Raw genomic sequence first — 18249 nt, forward strand, 5'->3', positions numbered from 1 at the left:
ATGAGGCTCGAAGGCAAAGTCGCCATCATCACCGGAGCCGCCGGCGGCATGGGCAAGTCCGCCGCCCTGCGATTCGCCGCCGAGGGCGCGAAGGTCGCCGTCGTCGACCTGCAGGAAGAGGCCGCCCGATCCGCGGTCGACGAGATCGTCGCCGCCGGCGGCACCGCCCTCGCGATCGGCGCCGACGTCTCGAACGCCGCCGACGTGCAACGCATCGTCGAGCGCACGAGCGCCGAACTCGGCCTGCCGACCGTGCTGTACAACAACGCCGGCGTCGACCTCGAGAACAAACTGCCCATGACCGAGACCGGCGAAGACGTCTTCGACAAGATCATCGCCGTGAACCTCAAGGGGCCGTGGCTGCTCATGAAGGCCGTCGTACCCGCGATGACCGAGGCCGGCGGCGGATCCATCATCAACACCGGCTCGATCGGTGCGATCCGCGCGGCCTCGACGGCCGTCTACTGCGCCTCGAAGGGCGGCCTGCTCGCCATGACCCGCGTCGCCGCCGCCGAACTCGGCCGCTTCGGCATCCGCGTGAACGGGCTGAACCCCGGCGCCACCATGACCCCGATGGCCTACCAGCAGGCCGAGGAACTGCGCGCCCGCGGCGTCGAGATCCCCGACGAGTCGGTCGCCTCGCGGCAGTTCTCGGTGCTCGGCCGCTTCGGCCAGCCCGGCGACATCGCCGACATGGCGCTGTTCCTCGCAAGCGACGAAGCCTCGTACATCACCGGCGCCGAGTTCAACGTCGACGGCGGCATGAGCATCATGACGGCGGTCACCACCCACCCCTGAGGCGTGCTTCGGCGAGTGGATGCCGGGGCGCCCCGCGTGGATGCCCTGGCGCGCCCGCGCCGCGGCGGCGCGCCCCGGCATCCACTCGCCCGTTGGAGATCGCCCTCCCGATGGAGGTCCCGAATCCGCGCCCTCCAACGGAACCGGGACCTCCATCGCCTGCAGAAGTGCCGATCTCCCGCGCAGCGACGCGTAGGAGTGCCGATCTCCCGCGGGAGTGCCGGGAAGTCGGAACTCCGGCGGGAGATCGGCACTCCTGTGCCGCGGCGGGGCGGCACGCCGCGACCGGCGGCATCTCGACACGAGTGGATGCCGGGCGCGGGGCGGCGGGCACGGCGCGGCCGGCTGGGGTGGATGCCGGGCACGGAGCGGCTGGCCGGGGTGGATGCCGGGCACGGAGCGGCTGGCCGGGGTGGATGCCGGGCGCGGCCGGCCGGGGTGGATGCCGGGGCGGGGCGCCCGGCCGGGGTGGATGCCGGGCGCGGGGCGGCTGGGGAGGCGCGCCCGCGCCCCGGCGTGCGCCCCAGCCCCTACTCCCCCCGCGGGGCGAACGCGGCGTGGAAGATCGACCAGGCGCGGCGGCCGACTGCGTCGCGGTCGGCGGCGTCGGTGCGGGCGAGCACTTCGGCGAGCATCGTGATCGCGAGGAGGACGTCTTCGGTGGCGACGTGGTCGCCGATGCGGCCGGCGGCGCGCTCGCGATCGACGACGGCGGCGACGATCGCCTGCATCCGTTCGCCGAGGTGCGCGACGCGGGCGTCGTGCTGGTTGCCGCTGACCATGTCGATGAAGGCGGTCGAGACGAGGGTGCGTTCGATGACGCGGTCGAGCAGTTCGTCGAGCCCGGCATCCACCGCGGCCGAGGCGGTTTCGAGGGCGTCGAGGTTCTCGTCGAAGACGGCGACGGCGAGGTCGATGCGTTCGGGGAAGTGCCGGTAGAGGCTGCCCTGCCCGACGCCGGCGCGGCGGGCGACGGCGTTCAGCGGGGCGTTCAGCCCCTCGCTGGCGAAGATCTCACGGGCGGCGGCGATGAGGGCGGCCCGGTTGGCGGGGCCGGCACTCGGTCCGCGATTCGTCTTCCGCGTCGTCGGCACGGCTGCTAGCGTACAACCGGACAGCGTTGTCCGGATGGAGGGGAGCACCATCATGAGCGAAACATGGGACCGCGAGGTCGACATCCTCGTCGCAGGCTCGGGCGCCGCGGCGCTCACCGCCGCGATCACCGCGAAGGACGCGGGGCTCGACGTCCTCGTCACCGAGAGCACCGACCGCTGGGGCGGCACCACGATGCGATCCGGCGGCGGCCTCTGGCTGCCGAACAACCCCGTGATGCGGCGGCGGGGCATCCACGATTCGCGCGAAGCCGCCCTCGAGTACCTCGAGGCATCCATCGGCCCCGTGGCATCCATCGGCCCCGCCTCCTCGCAGGCCCGCCGCGAGGCCTTCGTCGACGGCGTCGCGCCGTTCGTCGAACTCACCGAACGCCTCGGGGTCGTCTGGTCGGTCGGCAAGGACTACCCCGACTACTACCCCGACCGGGCGGGCGGGCGGATCGGCCGATCCATCGAGGTGAAACCGTTCGACGCGCGCAAGCTCGGCGACGGGCTGGCGACCTCGCGCATCGGCGACGCGATCCCGGTGCCGCTGAAGAACGACGACGTCTGGCTGCTGTCGCGGGCGTGGTCGACGCCGTCGGGGTTCGTGCGCGGCGCGCGGTTCGTGTTCCGCACCCTCGGCGGCCTGATCATGGGCCGCAAACTCGTCGGCATGGGCGGCGGCCTCATGCTGAGCCTCGGGAACATCGTCAAGAAGCAGGGCACCGAGATCCTGCTGAACTCGCCGCTCACCGAACTCATCACGGCCGCCGACGGCCGCGTCACCGGGGCCGTCGTATCCACCCCGGCCGGCACACAGCGCATCCACGCGCGACGCGGCGTCATCCTCGGCGCCGGCGGCTTCGCGCAGCGCACCGAGTGGCGCCAGAAGTACCACGGCATCCCCGGCTACACCTCGGCGGCCGACGGCGACCTCGGCACCGCGATCGAGGCCGGCGCCGCGGCCGGCGGTGCGCTCGCCCTCATGGACGACGCCTGGTGGGGCGCATCCGTGCCGATCCCGGGCAAGCAGGCCTCGTTCGTGCTGAACGAACGCAGCGACCCGTTCTCGATCGTCGTCGACCAGTCCGGTCGGCGATACCTGAACGAGTCGGAGAGCTACATCGACTTCGGCCACCACCTGCTGGAGCGCGACGAGACCGTTCCCGCGAACCCGTCGTGGCTCATCACCGACCGCCGGCACGCGCGCCGCTACATGTTCTCGGGAGCGCTCCTCGGCGGCAAGGCGATGAGAGAGCAGGGGATCATCGTCGAGGCGGCGACCCTCGACGAACTCGCCGCGAAGCTCGGGTTCGACCGCGACACGTTCCGCGCGACCGTCGAACGCTTCAACGGCTTCTGCAAGACCGGCGTCGACGAGGACTTCGGCCGCGGCCGCACCGCCTACGACCGCTACTACAGCGACCCGCGCGTGAAGCCGAACCCGAACCTCGGGCCGCTCGAGAAGGGACCGTTCCGCGCCATCAAGCTCGTTCCCGGCGACCTCGGCACCAAGGGCGGGCTGCTCACCGACGAGCACTCCCGCGTCGTCCGCGCCGACGGCTCGGTCATCGACGGCCTCTACGCCGCCGGCAACACGACCGCCTCGGTCATGGGTCACACCTACCCCGGTCCGGGCTCGACGATCGGGCCGGCCGCGGTGTTCGGCATGCTCGCCGCGCGCCACGCGGCGGCGGGTGCGTCGGGGGCGGGGGCGTCGGGGGCGGGTGCGTCGGGGGCGGGTGCGGATGCCGGGGCGCAGCGTTCCGGTGCGGTGCCGCGCACGACCACGGTGGTGGATGCCGCGTCGCAGCCGAGTTCGGGTGCCGAGGCCGAGGCGCAGCCCTCGGGTGCCGAGGCCGGGGCGCAACCTTCGGGTGCCGAGGCCGAGGCGCAACCTTCGGGTGCCGAGGCCGAGGCGCAGCCTGTAATCGAGCCCGCCGCCCGCACCGCCGAGTAGCCGCACTCGTCTCCGACCGGCGGACCGGACGCCCCACGGCATCCACCGCAGCCGAGCCGGCGCCGACGCGCTCTCTTTCTCTGCGCAATGCAGGAACACGCACGGCGTGTCGCCCCCGCCATGCGGCAGAACCCCCCGCGACACGATCACACTCCTGCATTGCGCAGAGAACAGCCAGGGTTTCGGGTGGATACCGCGCGCGACCGAGCCCAGGAGTGGATGCCGCGGCGCAGTCGACCGAACCGGTGCCCCACAGCATCCCCGCGCTCGATGAGCCACCCGCTCTCTGCGCAATGCAGGAACGCGCACGGCGTGTCGCCGCCGCCACGCGGCAGAAGTGCCCGCGACACGATCGCACTCCTGCATTGCGCAGAGAACAGCCGGGGTTGCGGGTGGATGCCGCGCGCGACCGAGCCCAGGAGTGGATGCCGCTGCGCAGTCGACCGAGCCGGGTGCCCCCCACAGCATCCCCACGCTCGATGAGCCACCAGAGCCGCCCTGCTTTCTGCGCAATGCAGGAACACGCACGGCGTGTCGCCCCCGCCATGCGGCAGAACCCCCCGCGACACGATCACATTCCTGCATTGCGCAGAGAACAGCCAGGGTTGCGGGTGGATGCCGCGCGCGACCGAGCCCAGGAGTGGATGCCGCTGCGCAGTCGACCGAACCGCTGCCCCACAGCATCCCCGCGCTCGATGAGCCGCCAGAGCCGCCCTGCTTTCTGCGCAATGCAGGAACACGCACGGCGTGTCGCCGCCGCCATGCGGCAGAAGTGCCCGCGACACGATCGCACTCCTGCATTGCGCAGAGACCGGCACCCCTGCGCGGGGAGCGCCCGATGTGCGCACCCGCGCAGGCCCCCACCCGCACCGCAGACCCACACCGGCTTCTTCTGCGCAATGCAGGAACACGCACGGCGTGTCGCCGCCGCCATGCGGCAGAAGTGCCCGCGACACGATCGCACTCCTGCATTGCGCAGAGACCGGCGCCCCACAGGGCGGAGCGCCCGCTCAGGCGGGCACAGCGGGCACAGCGGGCGCGGCGGGCACAGCGGGGCCACCGGGACCGGCACCGGCCGCGGCCGCCGCCGCCGCGCGCGCGTAGCGCGCCCGGATCGCGCCCACCGGGGCCGGCTCGAGCGTCGCCTCGAACTCGAGGGCCCACCCGGGCCGCTGCCCGGTGAGCACCCAGGCGGCCTGGCGGGCCGCTCCGTCGGCCACGTACTCGCCCGCGGCGGGCACCGCGACGGGGACGTCGAACACCCCCGCGGCGATGCGCTGCACCGCCTCGTTCTTCGCGGCGCCGCCGATGAGCAGGATGCGTGCGGCATCCACCCCCTGCCCGCGCACGGCGTCGAGGCCGTCGGCGAGCCCGCACAGCATGCCCTCGATCGCAGCGCGCGCGAGGCCCGGGCGGGTCGTGTTGGCGAGGGTGAGGCCGCTGACGGATGCCGTGGCGCGCGGCAGATTCGGGGTGCGTTCCCCTTCGAAGTACGGCACGAGCACGGGGCCGGCGGGCGGCGCTTCGAGGGCGAGGCGGCCGAGTTCGGCGTGGTCGACGCCGAGGAGTCCGGCGATCGCGTCGAGCACGCGGGCGGCGTTCAGGGTCGCGATGAGCGGCAGGAACGCGCCGGAGGCGTCGGCGAACCCGGCGACGGTGCCCGAGGCATCCGCCGTCGGGGAGCCGGTGACGGCGAAGACGGTTCCGCTGGTGCCGATCGAGACGACGACATCGCCGGGCCGGGCGTCGAGGCCGAGGGCCGCGGCGGCGTTGTCGCCCGCGCCCGGCCCCACGATGACGCCGTCGGCGCCGTCGGCGAAGTCGGGGTGCACGGTTCCGGCGCGTTCGGCCGGGCCGAGCACGCGCGGCAGCACGGCGTCGTGCCCGAGGGCGCGCGCGAACAGTTCGCGGTCGTAGCCGGCCGCCCCCCAGTACGCGGTGCCGCTCGCGTCGGAGCGGTCGGTCGCGAGCGCGGCCAGCTCGGGCCCGAGGGGTGCGGATGCCGCAGGGCCCGGCATCCCGGTGGTGGATGCCGCAGCGGCACCCCCGCGGCACCCCCGCCCGAGCCGCCCCCGGCCGGCACCGGCCCACCGGCATCCGCCGGCCCGTACCCGCGCAGCCGCCAGCTCAGCCAGTCGTGCGGAAGCCCGACCGCCGCCACCCGCGCCGCATGCTCCGGCTCGGCATCCCGCAGCCAGCGGAGCTTCGCCGCCGTGAACGATGCCACCGGAACCGACCCGGTGCGCCGGGCCCACGCCTCGGCGCCGAGCTCCTCGGTGAGGTCGCGGGCCGCATCGGCCGAGCGGGTGTCGTTCCAGAGCAGGGCCGGGCGGATGACACGGCCCTCGGCATCCATCGCGACCATGCCGTGCTGCTGCCCCGCGATCGACACGGCCGCGACATCGGCGAGCCCGCCCGCCTCGGCGAGCGCGAGCCGCAGCGCCTGCCACCACGCTTCGGGGTCGACCTCGGTTCCGTCGGGGTGGGCGGCGCGGCCCTCGCGGACGAGGCGGCCGGTCTCCGCATCGCGGATGACGACCTTGCACGACTGGGTGGACGAGTCGATGCCGGCGACGAGCATGGGGCCTCCGCTCAGCGAGCAGCCATCAGGTGCTCGGTCGCGAGCTGCTGCAGGCGCACGAACCCGAAGCCGCGGGCGTTGAAGTAGGAGTCGGCGTCGAAGTCCTCGAAGGCGCTGCGGTCGGCCAGCAGGCCCGCTGCCGTCTCGCCCGGGGCGAGCGTCGGTTCGGCGAGCTCGGCGACGCGGGCCTCGGCGAGCGCCTCCTGCACCTCGGGGTCGGCCCGGAACGCGTCGGTGCGCTCCTTCAGCAGCAGGTAGGTGCGCATGTTCGCCGCGGCCGACTCCCAGACGCCGCGCTCGTCCTCGGTTCGCGAGGGCTTGTAGTCGAAGTGGCGCGGCCCGTCGTAGGCGGGGCCGCCGCCGGGGCCGCCGTGCTCGAGCAGGTCGACGAGGGCGAAGGCGTTGTGCAGGTCGCCGTGGCCGAAGACGAGGTCCTGGTCGTATTTGATGCCGCGCTGGCCGTTCAGGTCGATGTGGAAGAGCTTGCCGTGGTACAGGGCCTGGGCGATGCCGGCGGCGAAGTTCAGGCCGGCCATCTGCTCGTGGCCGACCTCGGGGTTCAGGCCGACGAGTTCGGGGCGTTCGAGCGTCTCGATGAACGCGAGGGCGTGGCCGACGGTGGGCAGCAGGATGTCGCCGCGCGGTTCGTTGGGCTTCGGTTCGATGGCGAAGCGGATGTCGTAGCCGCGTTCGACGACGTGGTCGCCGAGCAGGTTCACGGCCTCGCGGTAGCGTTCGAGGGCCTGGCGCACGTCTTTCGCGGAGTCGTATTCGGCGCCTTCGCGGCCGCCCCACATGACGAAGGTCTTCGCCCCGAGCTCGGCGCCGAGGTCGAGTTGGCGGAGCGCCTTGCGCAGGGCGAAGCGCCGCACGCCGCGGTCGTTCGAGGTGAAGCCGCCGTCTTTGAAGACGGGGGCGCTGAAGAGGTTCGTGGTCACCATCGGCACGACGAGGCCGGTGGCGTCGAGGGCGCCCTTCAGTCGGTCGATCTGCTTCTGGCGTTCGGCGTCGGTGGAGCCGAACGCGAAGAGGTCGTCGTCGTGGAACGTCAGGCCCCAGGCGCCGAGTTCGGCGAGCTTCTCGACGGCGTGCACGACGTCGAGGGGTGCGCGGGTGGGGCCGCCGAAGGGATCGCTGCCGGAATAGCCGATCGTCCAGAGCCCGAAGGAGAACCTGTCGGCGGGGGTCGGGGTGGTCATGGTGCTCCTCGTTCGTCGGTGAACCGGACGGAAATGTTGCCAAACACAACCTATACCGGGATCCCGGCCCCGTCCAGCACCTTCCTTCCCCCGAGTGGATGCCGCGGGGCGCCCTTCCCGGATCGGCGCTCCGCGCCGCCCCACCGGTGCGCGCGGGCTCAGGTGTCGGCGGCCACCGGCATCCGCTCGCCCGACGGCACCGCCGCCAGCCGCTCGGCGAGCCAGCGCGCCTGCCGCACCCACTGGTGCATCTGCCCGCCCTCGTGCCCGTTGTACGGGTACACCTCGATGGAGCGGTCCGCAGAGCCGAGCCGGTTGTAGGCGGCGAACACGGTCGAGGGCAGCACGATCTCGTCCATCAGCCCGACCGAGAACAGCGCGGGCGCGTGGATGCGCGGCGTGAAGTTCGCCCCGTCGAAGTAGGAGAGGGTGCGGAACGTCGCCTCGATGCGGTCGCGGTGCACCGAGAGGTACTTCGTGATCTCGGTGAAGGGGGCGGCCGGCGTCGCCTCCACCGCACGCCGGAAATGGCTGAGGAACGGCACGTCGGGCATCACCGCGCGCACCGCCGGCGACAGCGCCGCGACGGCGATCGAGATGCCCCCGCCCTGGCTGCCGCCCGTCACGGCGATGCGCGAGGCATCCGCACCCGGGATGTCGCCGACCGCGTCGATGAGCCGCACGCCGTCGGTGAACACGCGCCGGTAGTAGTAGTCGTGGGGGTCGGCGATGCCGCGGGTCATGAACCCGGGCGTCGCCGAGTCGGAGCCGTGCGGGTCGGGGGTGTGCCCGCCGCCCCAGGTGCCGCCCTGACCGCGCGTGTCCATGAGCAGGTGCGCGTAGCCGGCCGCGGCCCACTGCAGCCGTTCGCCCGGCTGCGCCCGCCCGCCGCCGTACCCGACGAACTCGACGACGACGGGCAGCGGATCGCCGTGGCCGCGCGGGCGGGTGAGCCAGGCGCGCACGGGCTCGCCGCCGAAGCCGGGGAAGGTGACGTCGTCGATCGCGAGTTCGCGGATGGGCGTCTCGGCCGGTTCGCAGTGGATGCCGGTGCGCGCCGCAGCCCGCGACTCGGCGATGGTCTCGGCCCAGAACGCGTCGAAGTCGGCGGGCTCGTCGATGTCGGGGCGGTACTCGCGGAGCGTCTCGAGGGGGAGGTCGATCAGTGGCATGCAGGAACGTTAGCGCGGGCCGGGCAGCGCGGGCGCCGGCGACTTCCCCGCCCCGGTGATCGGCTCCGACGAACCGAACCACCTGCGCGTCACCGTCGACGGCGAGGTGCGGTACGACGGCGATTTCACGACGGACTTCGACCTCACCCTCACCCTCACACTCGACAAGTCGACCGGGCACAGCTGGGAGGCGGTCGTGACCTCCTCGCAGGCCGGCTACGACTTCTCCTACGCCGACACCACCCGCGCCTGCGCGAGCGGTGCCGGGCCATCCGCCGGGCCCACGGCATCCACCGCGCGTCACACGATTCCCGACGCACAGGGAACGGGACTAACGTCGAGAGGTCCCGCGCCCGCGCGTCGAGAAGGAAGCACCGTGCCACAGCTCCATGAGACCCTCGTCCCCGTCTTCGAGGAGGTCGTCGCCAGGAACCCCGGGGAACGCGAGTTCCACCAGGCGGTGCGCGAGGTGCTCGAAAGCCTCGGCGGCGTCGTCGCGAAGCACCCCGAGTACACCGACGCGGAGGTGATCCGGCGCCTGTGCGAGCCGGAGCGGCAGATCATCTTCCGCGTGCCGTGGCAGGACGACGCTGGCCGGGTGCAGATCAACCGCGGGTTCCGGGTCGAGTTCAACTCGGCGCTCGGGCCGTTCAAGGGGGGCCTGCGCTTCCACCCGAGCGTCTACCTCGGGATCGTGAAGTTCCTCGGCTTCGAACAGATCTTCAAGAACTCCCTGACGGGCCTGCCGATCGGCGGCGGCAAGGGCGGCAGCGACTTCAACCCGCGCGGCCGATCCGCCGCCGAGGTGATGCGTTTCTCCCAGTCGTTCATGACGGAGCTGTACCGCCACCTCGGCGAGTACACGGATGTGCCCGCGGGCGACATCGGCGTCGGCGGCCGCGAGATCGGCTACCTCTTCGGCCAGTACAAGCGGATCACGAACCGCTACGAGTCGGGCACGCTCACCGGCAAGGGTCTCAGCTGGGGCGGCTCGCAGGTGCGCACCGAGGCGACCGGGTACGGCACCGTGTTCTTCGTCGACGAGATCCTGAAGGCCGCCGGCGACTCCTTCGACGGCAAACGGGTCGTCGTGTCGGGGTCCGGCAACGTCGCGATCCACGCGACCGAGAAGGTGCACCAGCTCGGCGGCCTCGTGATCGCCTGCTCCGACTCGGACGGGTACGTCGTCGACGAGGCCGGCATCGATTTCGAGCTGCTGCACGAGGTCAAGACCGAGCAGCGCGGGCGCGTGAGCGACTATGCCGCGGTGCGCGGCGGCAGCGCCCGGTACGTCGCGGGCGGCTCGATCTGGGATGTGCCGTGCGATATCGCGCTGCCGTGCGCGACGCAGAACGAGCTGGGCGTGGATGGCGCGGAGCGCCTCGTGCGGAACGGCTGCACGGTCGTCGCCGAGGGCGCGAACATGCCGACGACGCCCGACGCGATCCGGCTGCTTCGGGATGCCGGCGTGCGCTTCGCCCCCGGCAAGGCGGTGAACGCCGGAGGCGTCGCGACGAGCGCCCTCGAGATGCAGCAGAACGCCTCGCGCGATTCGTGGAGCTTCGAGTACACCGAGGAGCGCCTCGCCGAGATCATGCGGTCCATCCACGACCGCTGCCTCGAGACGGCCGAGGAGTACGGCCAGCCCGGCGATTACGTCGCCGGTGCGAACATCACCGGCTTCACCCGTGTGGCCGACGCGATGCTCGCGCTCGGGCTGATCTAGATTCCCCGAGTGGATGCCCCGGGGCATCCACCCCCGCCCGCCGGTCGAGTAGGCGCGAAGCGCCGCCCGCCGGTCGAGTAGGCGCGAAGCGCCGCCCGCCGGTCGAGTAGGCGCGAAGCGCCGCCGCCCGCCGGTCGAGTAGGCGCGAAGCGCCGTATCGAGACCCTGCCCCGGAACGGCAGCCCCCGCGCATCCACCCCCGCACGCACCCACCCCGCACGCGCTCACTCTGCGCGCACCCCGCCCCGCGCATCCACCCCCGCACGCATCCACCCCCGCACCCCATTCACTTCCGGGGGTCATATCCCGCCACCGCGACGGTGATCTCCGCGCAAAAGCGGCGGGATTTGACCCCCGGAAGCCTCGGGGCCGAGGCTCCGCAACTTTCCGCCTAGGATACGAAACATGGTGAACGGCATGAGCGAGCGGGTGACGCTCGCCTCCGTCGCCGACGAGGCCGGCGTCTCGCTCTCGACCATCTCGAAGGTGCTGAACGGGCGCGCCGACGTCTCGCCCGACACCCGCGACCGGGTCGAGCGGCTGCTGCACGAACGCGGCTACGTGCGCCGCGGAACCGGTCGCGCCGAAGCGCACGCCGAACTCATCGAACTCGTCTTCCACGAGCTCGACCCGATCTGGTCGATGGCCCTCATCGGCGGCGTCGAGGCCGTCGCCAAGGAGCACGGCCTGAGCGTCGTGCTCACCGTCAACGGCAGCCGCCACGAACCCGATCCGGACTGGATCGACGGCGTCATCCGTCGCCGCCCCGTCGGCGTCGTGCTGGTCTTCTCCGAGCTCGCCCTCGAGTACCGGGAACGGTTGCAGGCGCGCGCGATCCCGTTCGTCATCGTCGACCCGGCCGGCGACCCCTCCCCCGAGGTCCCGAGCGTCGGATCGGCGAACTGGTCGGGCGGTCTCGCCGCCACCCGGCACCTCATCGAGCTCGGCCATCGCCGCATCGCCGCGATCACCGGGCCCGACGACATGATGTGCTCGCATGCGCGACTCGACGGGTACCGTTCGGCGATGACCTCCGCCGGGCTGCCGATCGACCCGGACTGGGTGCGCTGGGGCGACTTCCACCTCGACGGCGGCCGCGACCGGGCGCGCGAACTCCTCGCCCTGCCCGAAGCGCAACGGCCGACGGCGATCTTCGCCGGAAGCGACCTGCAGGCCCTCGGGGTGATGGATGCCGCCCGCGCCGCCGGGCTCGCGGTGCCGGCCGAGCTGTCGATCGTCGGCTACGACGACATCCCGTTCACCCGCTGGGTGACGCCGCCGCTGACGACCGTGCACCAGCCGCTGCGGCGCATGGGCGAGGAGGCGGCGCGGCTCGCGATCCGCCTGAACCGGGAGCCTGCGGCATCCACCCCCCGCATGGATCTCGCCACGAGCCTCGTCGTGCGCGAAAGCACGGCGCCCCCGCCGGTCGAGTAGGCGCGCAGCTCGCGTATCGAGACCCCGCCGACACTCCTGCCGCCGGTCGAGTAGGCGCGCAGCGCCGTATCGAGACCCGCCCCGAGCCGGCCGAGTAGCGAGCGCAGCTCGCGTATCGAGACCCGCCCCGAGCCGGCCGACCGCGAATGGATGCCGCCGCGCATCCACTCACGCAGGCGCCCGACCGGAGAAGTGCCGATCTCCCGCAGGAGTGCGGATCTCCCAAATAGCGCATCGCAGGAGTGCGGATCTCCCGCCGGAGTGCAGGGAAGTCGGCACTCCCACGGGAGTTCGGCACTCCAAGCGCGGGGGCGGCGCGGGGCGGCGGGGCGGGGTCTCAATACGGCGCTGCGCGCCTACTCGACCGGCGCGGGGCGGCGGGGCGGGGTCTCGATACGGCGCTGCGCGCCTACTCGACCGGCGCGGGGCGGCGGGGCGGGGTCTCGATATGGCGCTGCGCGCCTACTCGACCGGCGCGGGGGCGCTGCGCGCCTACTCGACCGGCGGGGGCGGCGGGCGGCGCCTACAGCGGCACCGCCTCCACCTCGGTGCGGAGGCGCCGGGTGTGGTCGACGCGGCGCGCGGCGCCGACGATGCGCACGGCGTGCTCGTGGACGAGGTCGGCGCTCGAGCGGCCGAGGGCGAGCACGATCTCGCCGGGTTCGACGATGCGCTTCCCGTCGCGGCCCGTGAAGGAGGCGGCCTCGGCCGGCACGGTGAAGCGCAGCTCGGCGGCCGAGCCGGGGGCGAGGTCGACGCGCGCGTACCCGACGAGGCGCTGCACGGGCCTGGTGACCTGGGCGACGGGGTCGTGCAGGTAGAGCTGCACGACGTCGGATCCGGCGCGGTCGCCGGGGTTGCGGACGCGCACCGTGAGGCGCACCTCGCCGTCGGGGGCGATCGCGTCGACGTCGGCCGTGAGGGCCTCCCAGACGAAGGTGCCGTAGCCGAGGCCGTGCCCGAAGGGGAACGCCGCGGTCGGGTCGAGGTTCGACACGTCGCTCTTGCGTCCGAGCGGCGCGGCGAGGTAGGTGCTCGGCTGCACGCCGGGGCGGGCCGGCACGCTCACGGGCAGCCGGCCGCCCGGGTTCACGCGCCCCGAGAGCACGCCGGCGATCGCGCCTGCGCCCTCCTCGCCCGGGAAGAAGGTCTGCACGATCGCCGCCGCCTCGCCGATCGCCCGGCCGAGGGCGTATGGCCTCCCGGCGAGCATCGTGACGATGACGGGCGTTCCGGCATCCAGCACCGCGTCCAGCAGCGCCTGCTGGGCCCCCGGCAGCGCGAGCGATTCGGCGTCGCAGCCCTCGCCGCTCGTGCCGCGGCCGAAGAGCCCGGCGCGGTCGCCGAGGGCTGCGACGACGACGTCGGCGGATCGGGCGACGCGCACGGCATCCGCGATGGATGCCGTGTCGCCGTCGTCGACCCCGGTGCCGCGCACATGCTCGACGCTCGCGCCGGGGAACTCCTCGCGGATCGCCTCGAGCAGGGTCGGGATGCGAATGCCCATCTCGGTGCCCGGGTGCTGGGTGACGACGTGCGTCGGGAACGAGTAGCAGCCGAGCATCGCGTAGGGGTCGTCGGCGTTCGGCCCGACGACGGCGATGCGCGCGGGGGCCGGGCGTGTGGATGCCGCCCCGCCGGCCAGCGGCAGCACGCCGTCATTGGAGAGCAGCACGATCGCCCGCTCGGCGAGCTCGCGTGCGAGGGCGCGGTTGCCGGCCGGGTCGAGGTCGACGCTGCCGCGCACGGCATCGGCACCGGGCGCACCGGGCGCCGCGGCATCCACCGCCCCGCCGTCACGCGGAGCAGCAGCCGAACCAGCCCCGGCATCCGCACCCGACGCCGCGAGCACGGCCGACACCGGCGACCACCCCTCGTCGAGGAGCCCGAGCTCGATCTTCTGCCGCAGCACCCGCCGCACGGCGGTGTCGACGAGGGCCTCGTCGACGGCGCCCGCCTCGACGGCACGGCGAAGCGGCTCGCCGAAGGCCTTCACGGTGGGCAGCTCGACGTCGAGGCCGCCAGCGAGGGCGGCGCCTGCGGCGGAGGCCCAGTCGGCGGCGACGCCGTGCAGCGTGTGCAGGAAGGCGACGGCGAAGTAGTCGGCGACGACGGTTCCCTCGAACCCCCAGGTCTCGCGCAGCAGCCCGGTCAGCAGCTCCCGCGAGGCCGCCGAGGGCACGCCGTCGAGTTCGGTGTAGGCGTTCATGACGCTGCGGGCCCCGCCCTCGCGCACGGCCATCTCGAACGGGGGCAGGATCACGTCGGCCAGTTCGCGGGGTCCGATCGAGACGGGCGCGAGGTTGCGGCCGGCGCGCGAGGCGGAGTACCCGGCGAAATGCTTCAGGGTCGCGACGACGCCGGCCCGTTCGAGGCCGCGGACGTAGGCGGTGCCGACGGTGGCGACGAGGTAGGGGTCTTCGCCGATGGTCTCTTCGACGCGGCCCCAGCGGGCGTCGCGCACGACGTCGAGCACGGGCGCGAGCCCCTGGTGCACGCCGACGCTGCGGAGGTCGCCGCCGATGCGGGCGGCCATGCGCTCGACGAGTCCCGGGTCGAACGCGGCCCCCCACGACAGCGGAACCGGGTAGGCGGTCGCGCCCCAGGCGGCGAAGCCGGCGAGGCATTCCTCGTGGGCGATCGCGGGGATGCCGAAGCGGTTCGCGGCGACGATGCGTTCCTGGGTGCGCTGCAGCGAGAGGGCGCCGGCCGCCGCATCCACCGGCGCAGACCCGAACGGCCTCGTGAGCTGGCCGAGCCCGGCCGGCAACAGGCCGTCGAGGTCGACGGCCTCTTCGAGGTCGTGCTGGTGCGGGGCGACGTCGCCGCCGTCGGCGGATGCGCCGACCCAGACGCCGATGAGCTGGCCGAGCTTCTCGTCGAGGGTCATCGCGGCGGCGAGCGCGGCGGCGCGGTCTGCGGCGGGCAGCGCGGGGTCGCGCCAGGCCGGGCTTCCGCCCGGCGGGGTGGTGTTGGTCATCCTTTGACGGCTCCCGTCAGTCCGCCGACGATGCGGCGTTCGAACACGCTGAAGAACACGAGCGCGGGGATCATCGACAGGGAGGTGAAGGCGAGCACCTTCGCCGTGTCGACGGAGTATTGCGAGGCGAAGGCCTGCACGCCGAGCGGCAGCGTGTAGGTGCTTTCGTGGCTCAGCACGAACAGCGGCAGCAGGTAGCTGTTCCAGCTGGCGATGAAGGCGAGGATGCCGACGGTGATGACGCCGGGCAGCGACAACGGCAGCACCATGCGCCAGAAGAACCCGAGCCGGCCGGTGCCGTCGATCGCGGCGGCCTCTTCGAGTTCGTCGGGGATGGCCTTGAGGAACGGCACGAGGATGATGATCGTCGTCGGCAGGGCGAAGGCGATCTGCGGCAGGATGACGCCGGCCGGCGAGTTCATCAGCCCGATCTGCCGCACGACGAGGTAGAGCGGGGTGATCGCGACCGTCATGGGGAACATGAGGCCGGCGGCGAAGAGGGCGTAGAGGAACCCGCGGGCCCGGAACCGGTAGCGCGCGAGCACGTAGCCGGCCATGAGCCCGAGGGCGACGACGCCGACGGTGGTGACGACGGCGGCGATCGCCGAGTTGCCGACCTCGGTCCAGAAGGTGCCGCTGGTCAGCACGTTCAGGTAGTTCTCCGGCACCCACGGGGCGGGCAGGCCCGAGGGGTCTTCGGTGATCTGCGCGTTCGTGCGGAAGCCGCCGGCGATGATGTACGCGATCGGCGCGAGCATGAGGGCGATGACGACGAGCGCGACGAAGTACACGATCGGGTTGCCCCACGGCATCCGCTCACGGCGCGAACGGCCTGCGAGGCGGGGTGCGGATGCCGGAAGCGCGCTCATCGCCGTCCCTCCGTCAGGGCGCCGGCGGTGTCGCGGCGCAGCACGTAGCGCTGGTAGACGAGCGCGACGATGAGCGAGATGAGGAAGAGGACGACGGCGACCGCGTTGCCGTAGCCGTAGTTGCCGGCGTTGCGGCCGTTGGCCACCATGTAGGTCGCCATGGTCGAGGTGCCCGCGGTGGATGCCACGTACTGCCCCCAGATGATGTAGACGAGGTCGAAGAGCTGCAGCGATCCGATGATCGACAGGAACGCCCAGATGCGGGTGGTTGGCCCGAGCAGCGGCAGCGTGATGCGGCGCTGGATCTGCCAGTACGAGGCGCCGTCGATCTGGGCGGCCTCGGTGAGTTCGTCGGGGATGCCCTGCAGGCCTGCGAGGAAGAGGATGACGGCGAAGCCCAGGTATTTCCAGGTGAGGATGACGAGCAGCGTCCAGATGGCCGCGTCGGGGTCGGCGAGCCAGTCGGCGGCGAGGAAGCCGAGGCCGATGCGTTCGAGGAGGCCGTTCAGGGCGCCTTCGCTCTGCAGCATGAGGCTGAGCCCGGTGCCGACGACGACTTCGGAGATGACGTAGGGCACGAAGATGAGGACGCGGATGATCGACTGCCCGCGCATGCGCCGGTTCAGCAGCAGCGCGATGAGCAGGGCCGCCGGGCCCTGCAGCACGAGCGACATGACGACGATGACGCCGTTGTGCCAGAGGGCTTCGTGGAACTCGGGGTCCTGCAGGATGGTGACGTAGTTCTGCAGGCCGATGAAGTCGGTCGGGGCGCCGAAGCCCTTCCAGCGGAAGAAGCCGTAGTACGCCGCCATCACGACCGGGAAGATCACGAACGCGAGGAAGACGATGAGCGCCGGGCCGACGAGCAGGGCGATCTCGGCCGTTTTGACCCAGTCGCGGCGAGTGGATGCCGTGGCGCGCCGATCGCGGCCCCGACCGGGCCGGCCGGTGCCGCGCGTGTCTGCGGCACCGGTCGGCGGGGCGCCGGCCGCGCGGCCGGCCGGGGGCGATGCCGGCCGCGCGGTTCGGTCTCTCGAAAGTTTCGACGCCTGCGTCGAAAGTGATCTGGACGCTTCGAATATACGGCGCGCCCGATATGGGGTCAAGCGCAACATATCCGGCGCGGCACCGAGCGGCGAGGCCCCCGCAACCCTAGGCTGAGGCGGTGACCGACCGACCAGGAACCTTCGACGGGGTGCACCGCCGAAACCTCTCGAAAGTACTCGGCCTCCTCCACGACGACGGCCCCCTCTCCCGCGCACGCCTCACCGCCCTCACCGGCCTGAACCGATCCACCATCGCGAGCCTCGTCGCCGAACTCGACGGCGCCGGCCTCGTCGCCGAGCGGGCCCCCGACCCCACCAACCGCGTCGGACGCCCCTCCCCGTCGTCGCCGTGCGACCCGAGACCGTCGCGATCGCCGTCAATCCCGAAGTGGATGCCGTGACCCTCGCCGCCGTCGGCCTCGGCGGCGAGATCCCCGTGCGCACCCGCATCGACGCCGATGCGCTGCCCACCCCGGCATCCACCGCCGCCCTCGTCGCCGACACCGTCGAACGCTGGCGCACCGGGCCCCTCGGCGGGCACCGCATCGCCGGCATCGGCCTCGCCGTGCCCGGGCTCGTGCGCGCCGAAGACGGCCTCGTGCGCCTGGCGCCGCACCTCGAATGGGCGGATGCGCCGCTCGCCCGCATGGTCGCAGACGCCACCGGACTGCCCGCATACGTCGGCAACGACGCGAGCCTCGGCGTCATCGCCGAACACCGCTTCGGCGCCGGCCGCGGCATCGCCAACCTCATCTACCTGAACGGCGGCGCCAGCGGCATCGGCGGCGGTCTCGTCATCGGCGGCACCCCCGTCGGCGGCGCGCACGGCTACGCCGGCGAGTTCGGGCAGAATCGCCCCGGCGCCGCCGCCGGCGACCGCCGCGCCGACGGCGGCGTGCTCGAAGACGAGGTGAGCCGGGCCCGGCTCCTGGATGCCGTGGGGCTCCGCGCCGCCGACGAACCCGCCCTCGCCGCCGCCCTCGCGGCATCCGCCGACCCCGCCGTCGCCGCCGAACTCGACCGCCAGCGCCGCATCCTCGCGACCGCGCTCGCGAACGCCGTCAACGTGCTGAACCCCTCGCTCGTCGTCCTCGGCGGGTTCCTCGCCACCCTCGCCGAGCACGACCTCGCCGGGCTCGAGGCATCCGTCGCCGCCCAGGCCTTCTCGGCCGCCTCCGAAGACCTGGCCATCCGCACCGCCGCCCTCGGCGAAGACCGCCTGCTCATCGGCGCCGCCGAACTCGCCCTCGCCCCCCTGCTCGCCGACCCGCTGGGCTGAGGCGGCGCCGCCGCGCCCCGCGCCCCGGTGCGGCGAGTTCACAGAACTCACCGCTACTCACAGAACTCATCGGTACTCATCGAATACACTGATACTCACAGAACTCAT

At 72.8% G+C, this 18249-nt stretch carries 12 protein-coding genes and 1 pseudogene; 6 read left to right on the forward strand and 7 right to left on the reverse strand.

Annotation, left to right across the window (positions count from 1 at the left end):
- Positions 1-798 (forward strand): SDR family NAD(P)-dependent oxidoreductase, encoded by a 798-nt coding sequence (locus G127AT_RS07230; protein ID WP_210901459.1) that lies wholly within the window; start codon positions 1-3, stop codon positions 796-798.
- A 530-nt stretch (positions 799-1328) separates the two neighbouring features.
- Here the strand turns inward: G127AT_RS07230 and G127AT_RS07235 are convergent.
- On the reverse strand, positions 1329-1892 hold the full coding sequence (locus tag G127AT_RS07235; protein WP_244857824.1) for a TetR/AcrR family transcriptional regulator: 564 nt from the start codon (positions 1890-1892) through the stop codon (positions 1329-1331).
- A 52-nt stretch (positions 1893-1944) separates the two neighbouring features.
- On the opposite strand from G127AT_RS07235, the gene G127AT_RS07240 reads away from it, so the two are divergent.
- Positions 1945-3852 (forward strand): FAD-binding protein, encoded by a 1908-nt coding sequence (locus G127AT_RS07240; protein ID WP_280527613.1) that lies wholly within the window; start codon positions 1945-1947, stop codon positions 3850-3852.
- 1010 nt (positions 3853-4862) lie between these two features.
- Here G127AT_RS07240 and G127AT_RS16070 read toward each other — a convergent pair.
- From G127AT_RS16070 to G127AT_RS07255, 3 genes and pseudogenes are all read right to left on the reverse strand, one after another.
- Positions 4863-6433 (reverse strand): annotated as a pseudogene (locus G127AT_RS16070) (xylulokinase).
- 11 nt (positions 6434-6444) lie between these two features.
- On the reverse strand, positions 6445-7632 hold the full coding sequence (gene xylA, locus G127AT_RS07250; RefSeq protein WP_210901463.1) for a xylose isomerase: 1188 nt from the start codon (positions 7630-7632) through the stop codon (positions 6445-6447).
- A 158-nt stretch (positions 7633-7790) separates the two neighbouring features.
- Entirely contained in the window at positions 7791-8804 is a 1014-nt protein-coding gene (locus tag G127AT_RS07255) for an acetylxylan esterase (RefSeq protein ID WP_210901465.1), read from the reverse strand.
- A gap of 376 nt (positions 8805-9180) precedes the next feature.
- On the opposite strand from G127AT_RS07255, the gene gdhA reads away from it, so the two are divergent.
- Both gdhA and G127AT_RS07265 read left to right on the forward strand, forming a co-directional pair.
- Positions 9181-10530, forward strand: coding sequence for an NADP-specific glutamate dehydrogenase (gene gdhA, locus G127AT_RS07260; RefSeq protein WP_210901922.1), 1350 nt, complete (start codon positions 9181-9183; stop codon positions 10528-10530).
- A gap of 405 nt (positions 10531-10935) precedes the next feature.
- Positions 10936-11967 carry a LacI family DNA-binding transcriptional regulator gene (locus G127AT_RS07265; RefSeq protein ID WP_244857825.1) on the forward strand — a complete coding sequence of 344 codons (1032 nt, stop codon included), beginning with the start codon at positions 10936-10938 and terminating at the stop codon, positions 11965-11967.
- 523 nt (positions 11968-12490) lie between these two features.
- Here the strand turns inward: G127AT_RS07265 and G127AT_RS07270 are convergent.
- From G127AT_RS07270 to G127AT_RS07280, 3 genes are read right to left on the reverse strand one after another with little or no spacing between them, the layout of a single operon-like run.
- Positions 12491-14947, reverse strand: a complete 2457-nt coding sequence (locus tag G127AT_RS07270; RefSeq protein ID WP_210901466.1) for a beta-xylosidase/alpha-l-arabinosidase — start codon at positions 14945-14947, stop codon at positions 12491-12493.
- Positions 14944-15816, reverse strand: a complete 873-nt coding sequence (locus tag G127AT_RS07275; protein ID WP_210901469.1) for a carbohydrate ABC transporter permease — start codon at positions 15814-15816, stop codon at positions 14944-14946. Before G127AT_RS07275 ends, G127AT_RS07270 begins: the two co-directional genes overlap by 4 nt.
- On the reverse strand, positions 15813-16922 hold the full coding sequence (locus tag G127AT_RS07280; RefSeq protein ID WP_342344061.1) for a carbohydrate ABC transporter permease: 1110 nt from the start codon (positions 16920-16922) through the stop codon (positions 15813-15815). Before G127AT_RS07280 ends, G127AT_RS07275 begins: the two co-directional genes overlap by 4 nt.
- A 59-nt stretch (positions 16923-16981) precedes the next feature.
- Here G127AT_RS07280 and G127AT_RS16300 point away from each other — a divergent pair, with 59 nt between their 5' ends.
- Positions 16982-17263, forward strand: a complete 282-nt coding sequence (locus G127AT_RS16300; RefSeq protein ID WP_342344062.1) for a helix-turn-helix domain-containing protein — start codon at positions 16982-16984, stop codon at positions 17261-17263.
- Entirely contained in the window at positions 17212-18141 is a 930-nt protein-coding gene (locus G127AT_RS07285) for an ROK family protein (RefSeq protein ID WP_342344063.1), read from the forward strand. Before G127AT_RS16300 ends, G127AT_RS07285 begins: the two co-directional genes overlap by 52 nt.
- Positions 18142-18249 lie beyond the last annotated feature (108 nt).

The sequence above is a fragment of the Agromyces archimandritae genome (assembly GCF_018024495.1).
GTDB classification, from domain to species: domain Bacteria; phylum Actinomycetota; class Actinomycetes; order Actinomycetales; family Microbacteriaceae; genus Agromyces; species Agromyces archimandritae.

Coding starts and splice junctions, on each gene's coding strand:
- G127AT_RS07275 (WP_210901469.1), bottom strand. CDS start 15,816: ATGAGCGCGCTTCCGGCATCCGCACCCCGCCTCGCAGGCCGTTCGCGC.
- G127AT_RS07240 (WP_280527613.1), top strand. CDS start 1,945: ATGAGCGAAACATGGGACCGCGAGGTCGACATCCTCGTCGCAGGCTCG.
- G127AT_RS07265 (WP_244857825.1), top strand. CDS start 10,936: ATGGTGAACGGCATGAGCGAGCGGGTGACGCTCGCCTCCGTCGCCGAC.
- xylA (WP_210901463.1), bottom strand. CDS start 7,632: ATGACCACCCCGACCCCCGCCGACAGGTTCTCCTTCGGGCTCTGGACG.
- G127AT_RS07255 (WP_210901465.1), bottom strand. CDS start 8,804: ATGCCACTGATCGACCTCCCCCTCGAGACGCTCCGCGAGTACCGCCCC.
- G127AT_RS07230 (WP_210901459.1), top strand. CDS start 1: ATGAGGCTCGAAGGCAAAGTCGCCATCATCACCGGAGCCGCCGGCGGC.
- G127AT_RS07270 (WP_210901466.1), bottom strand. CDS start 14,947: ATGACCAACACCACCCCGCCGGGCGGAAGCCCGGCCTGGCGCGACCCC.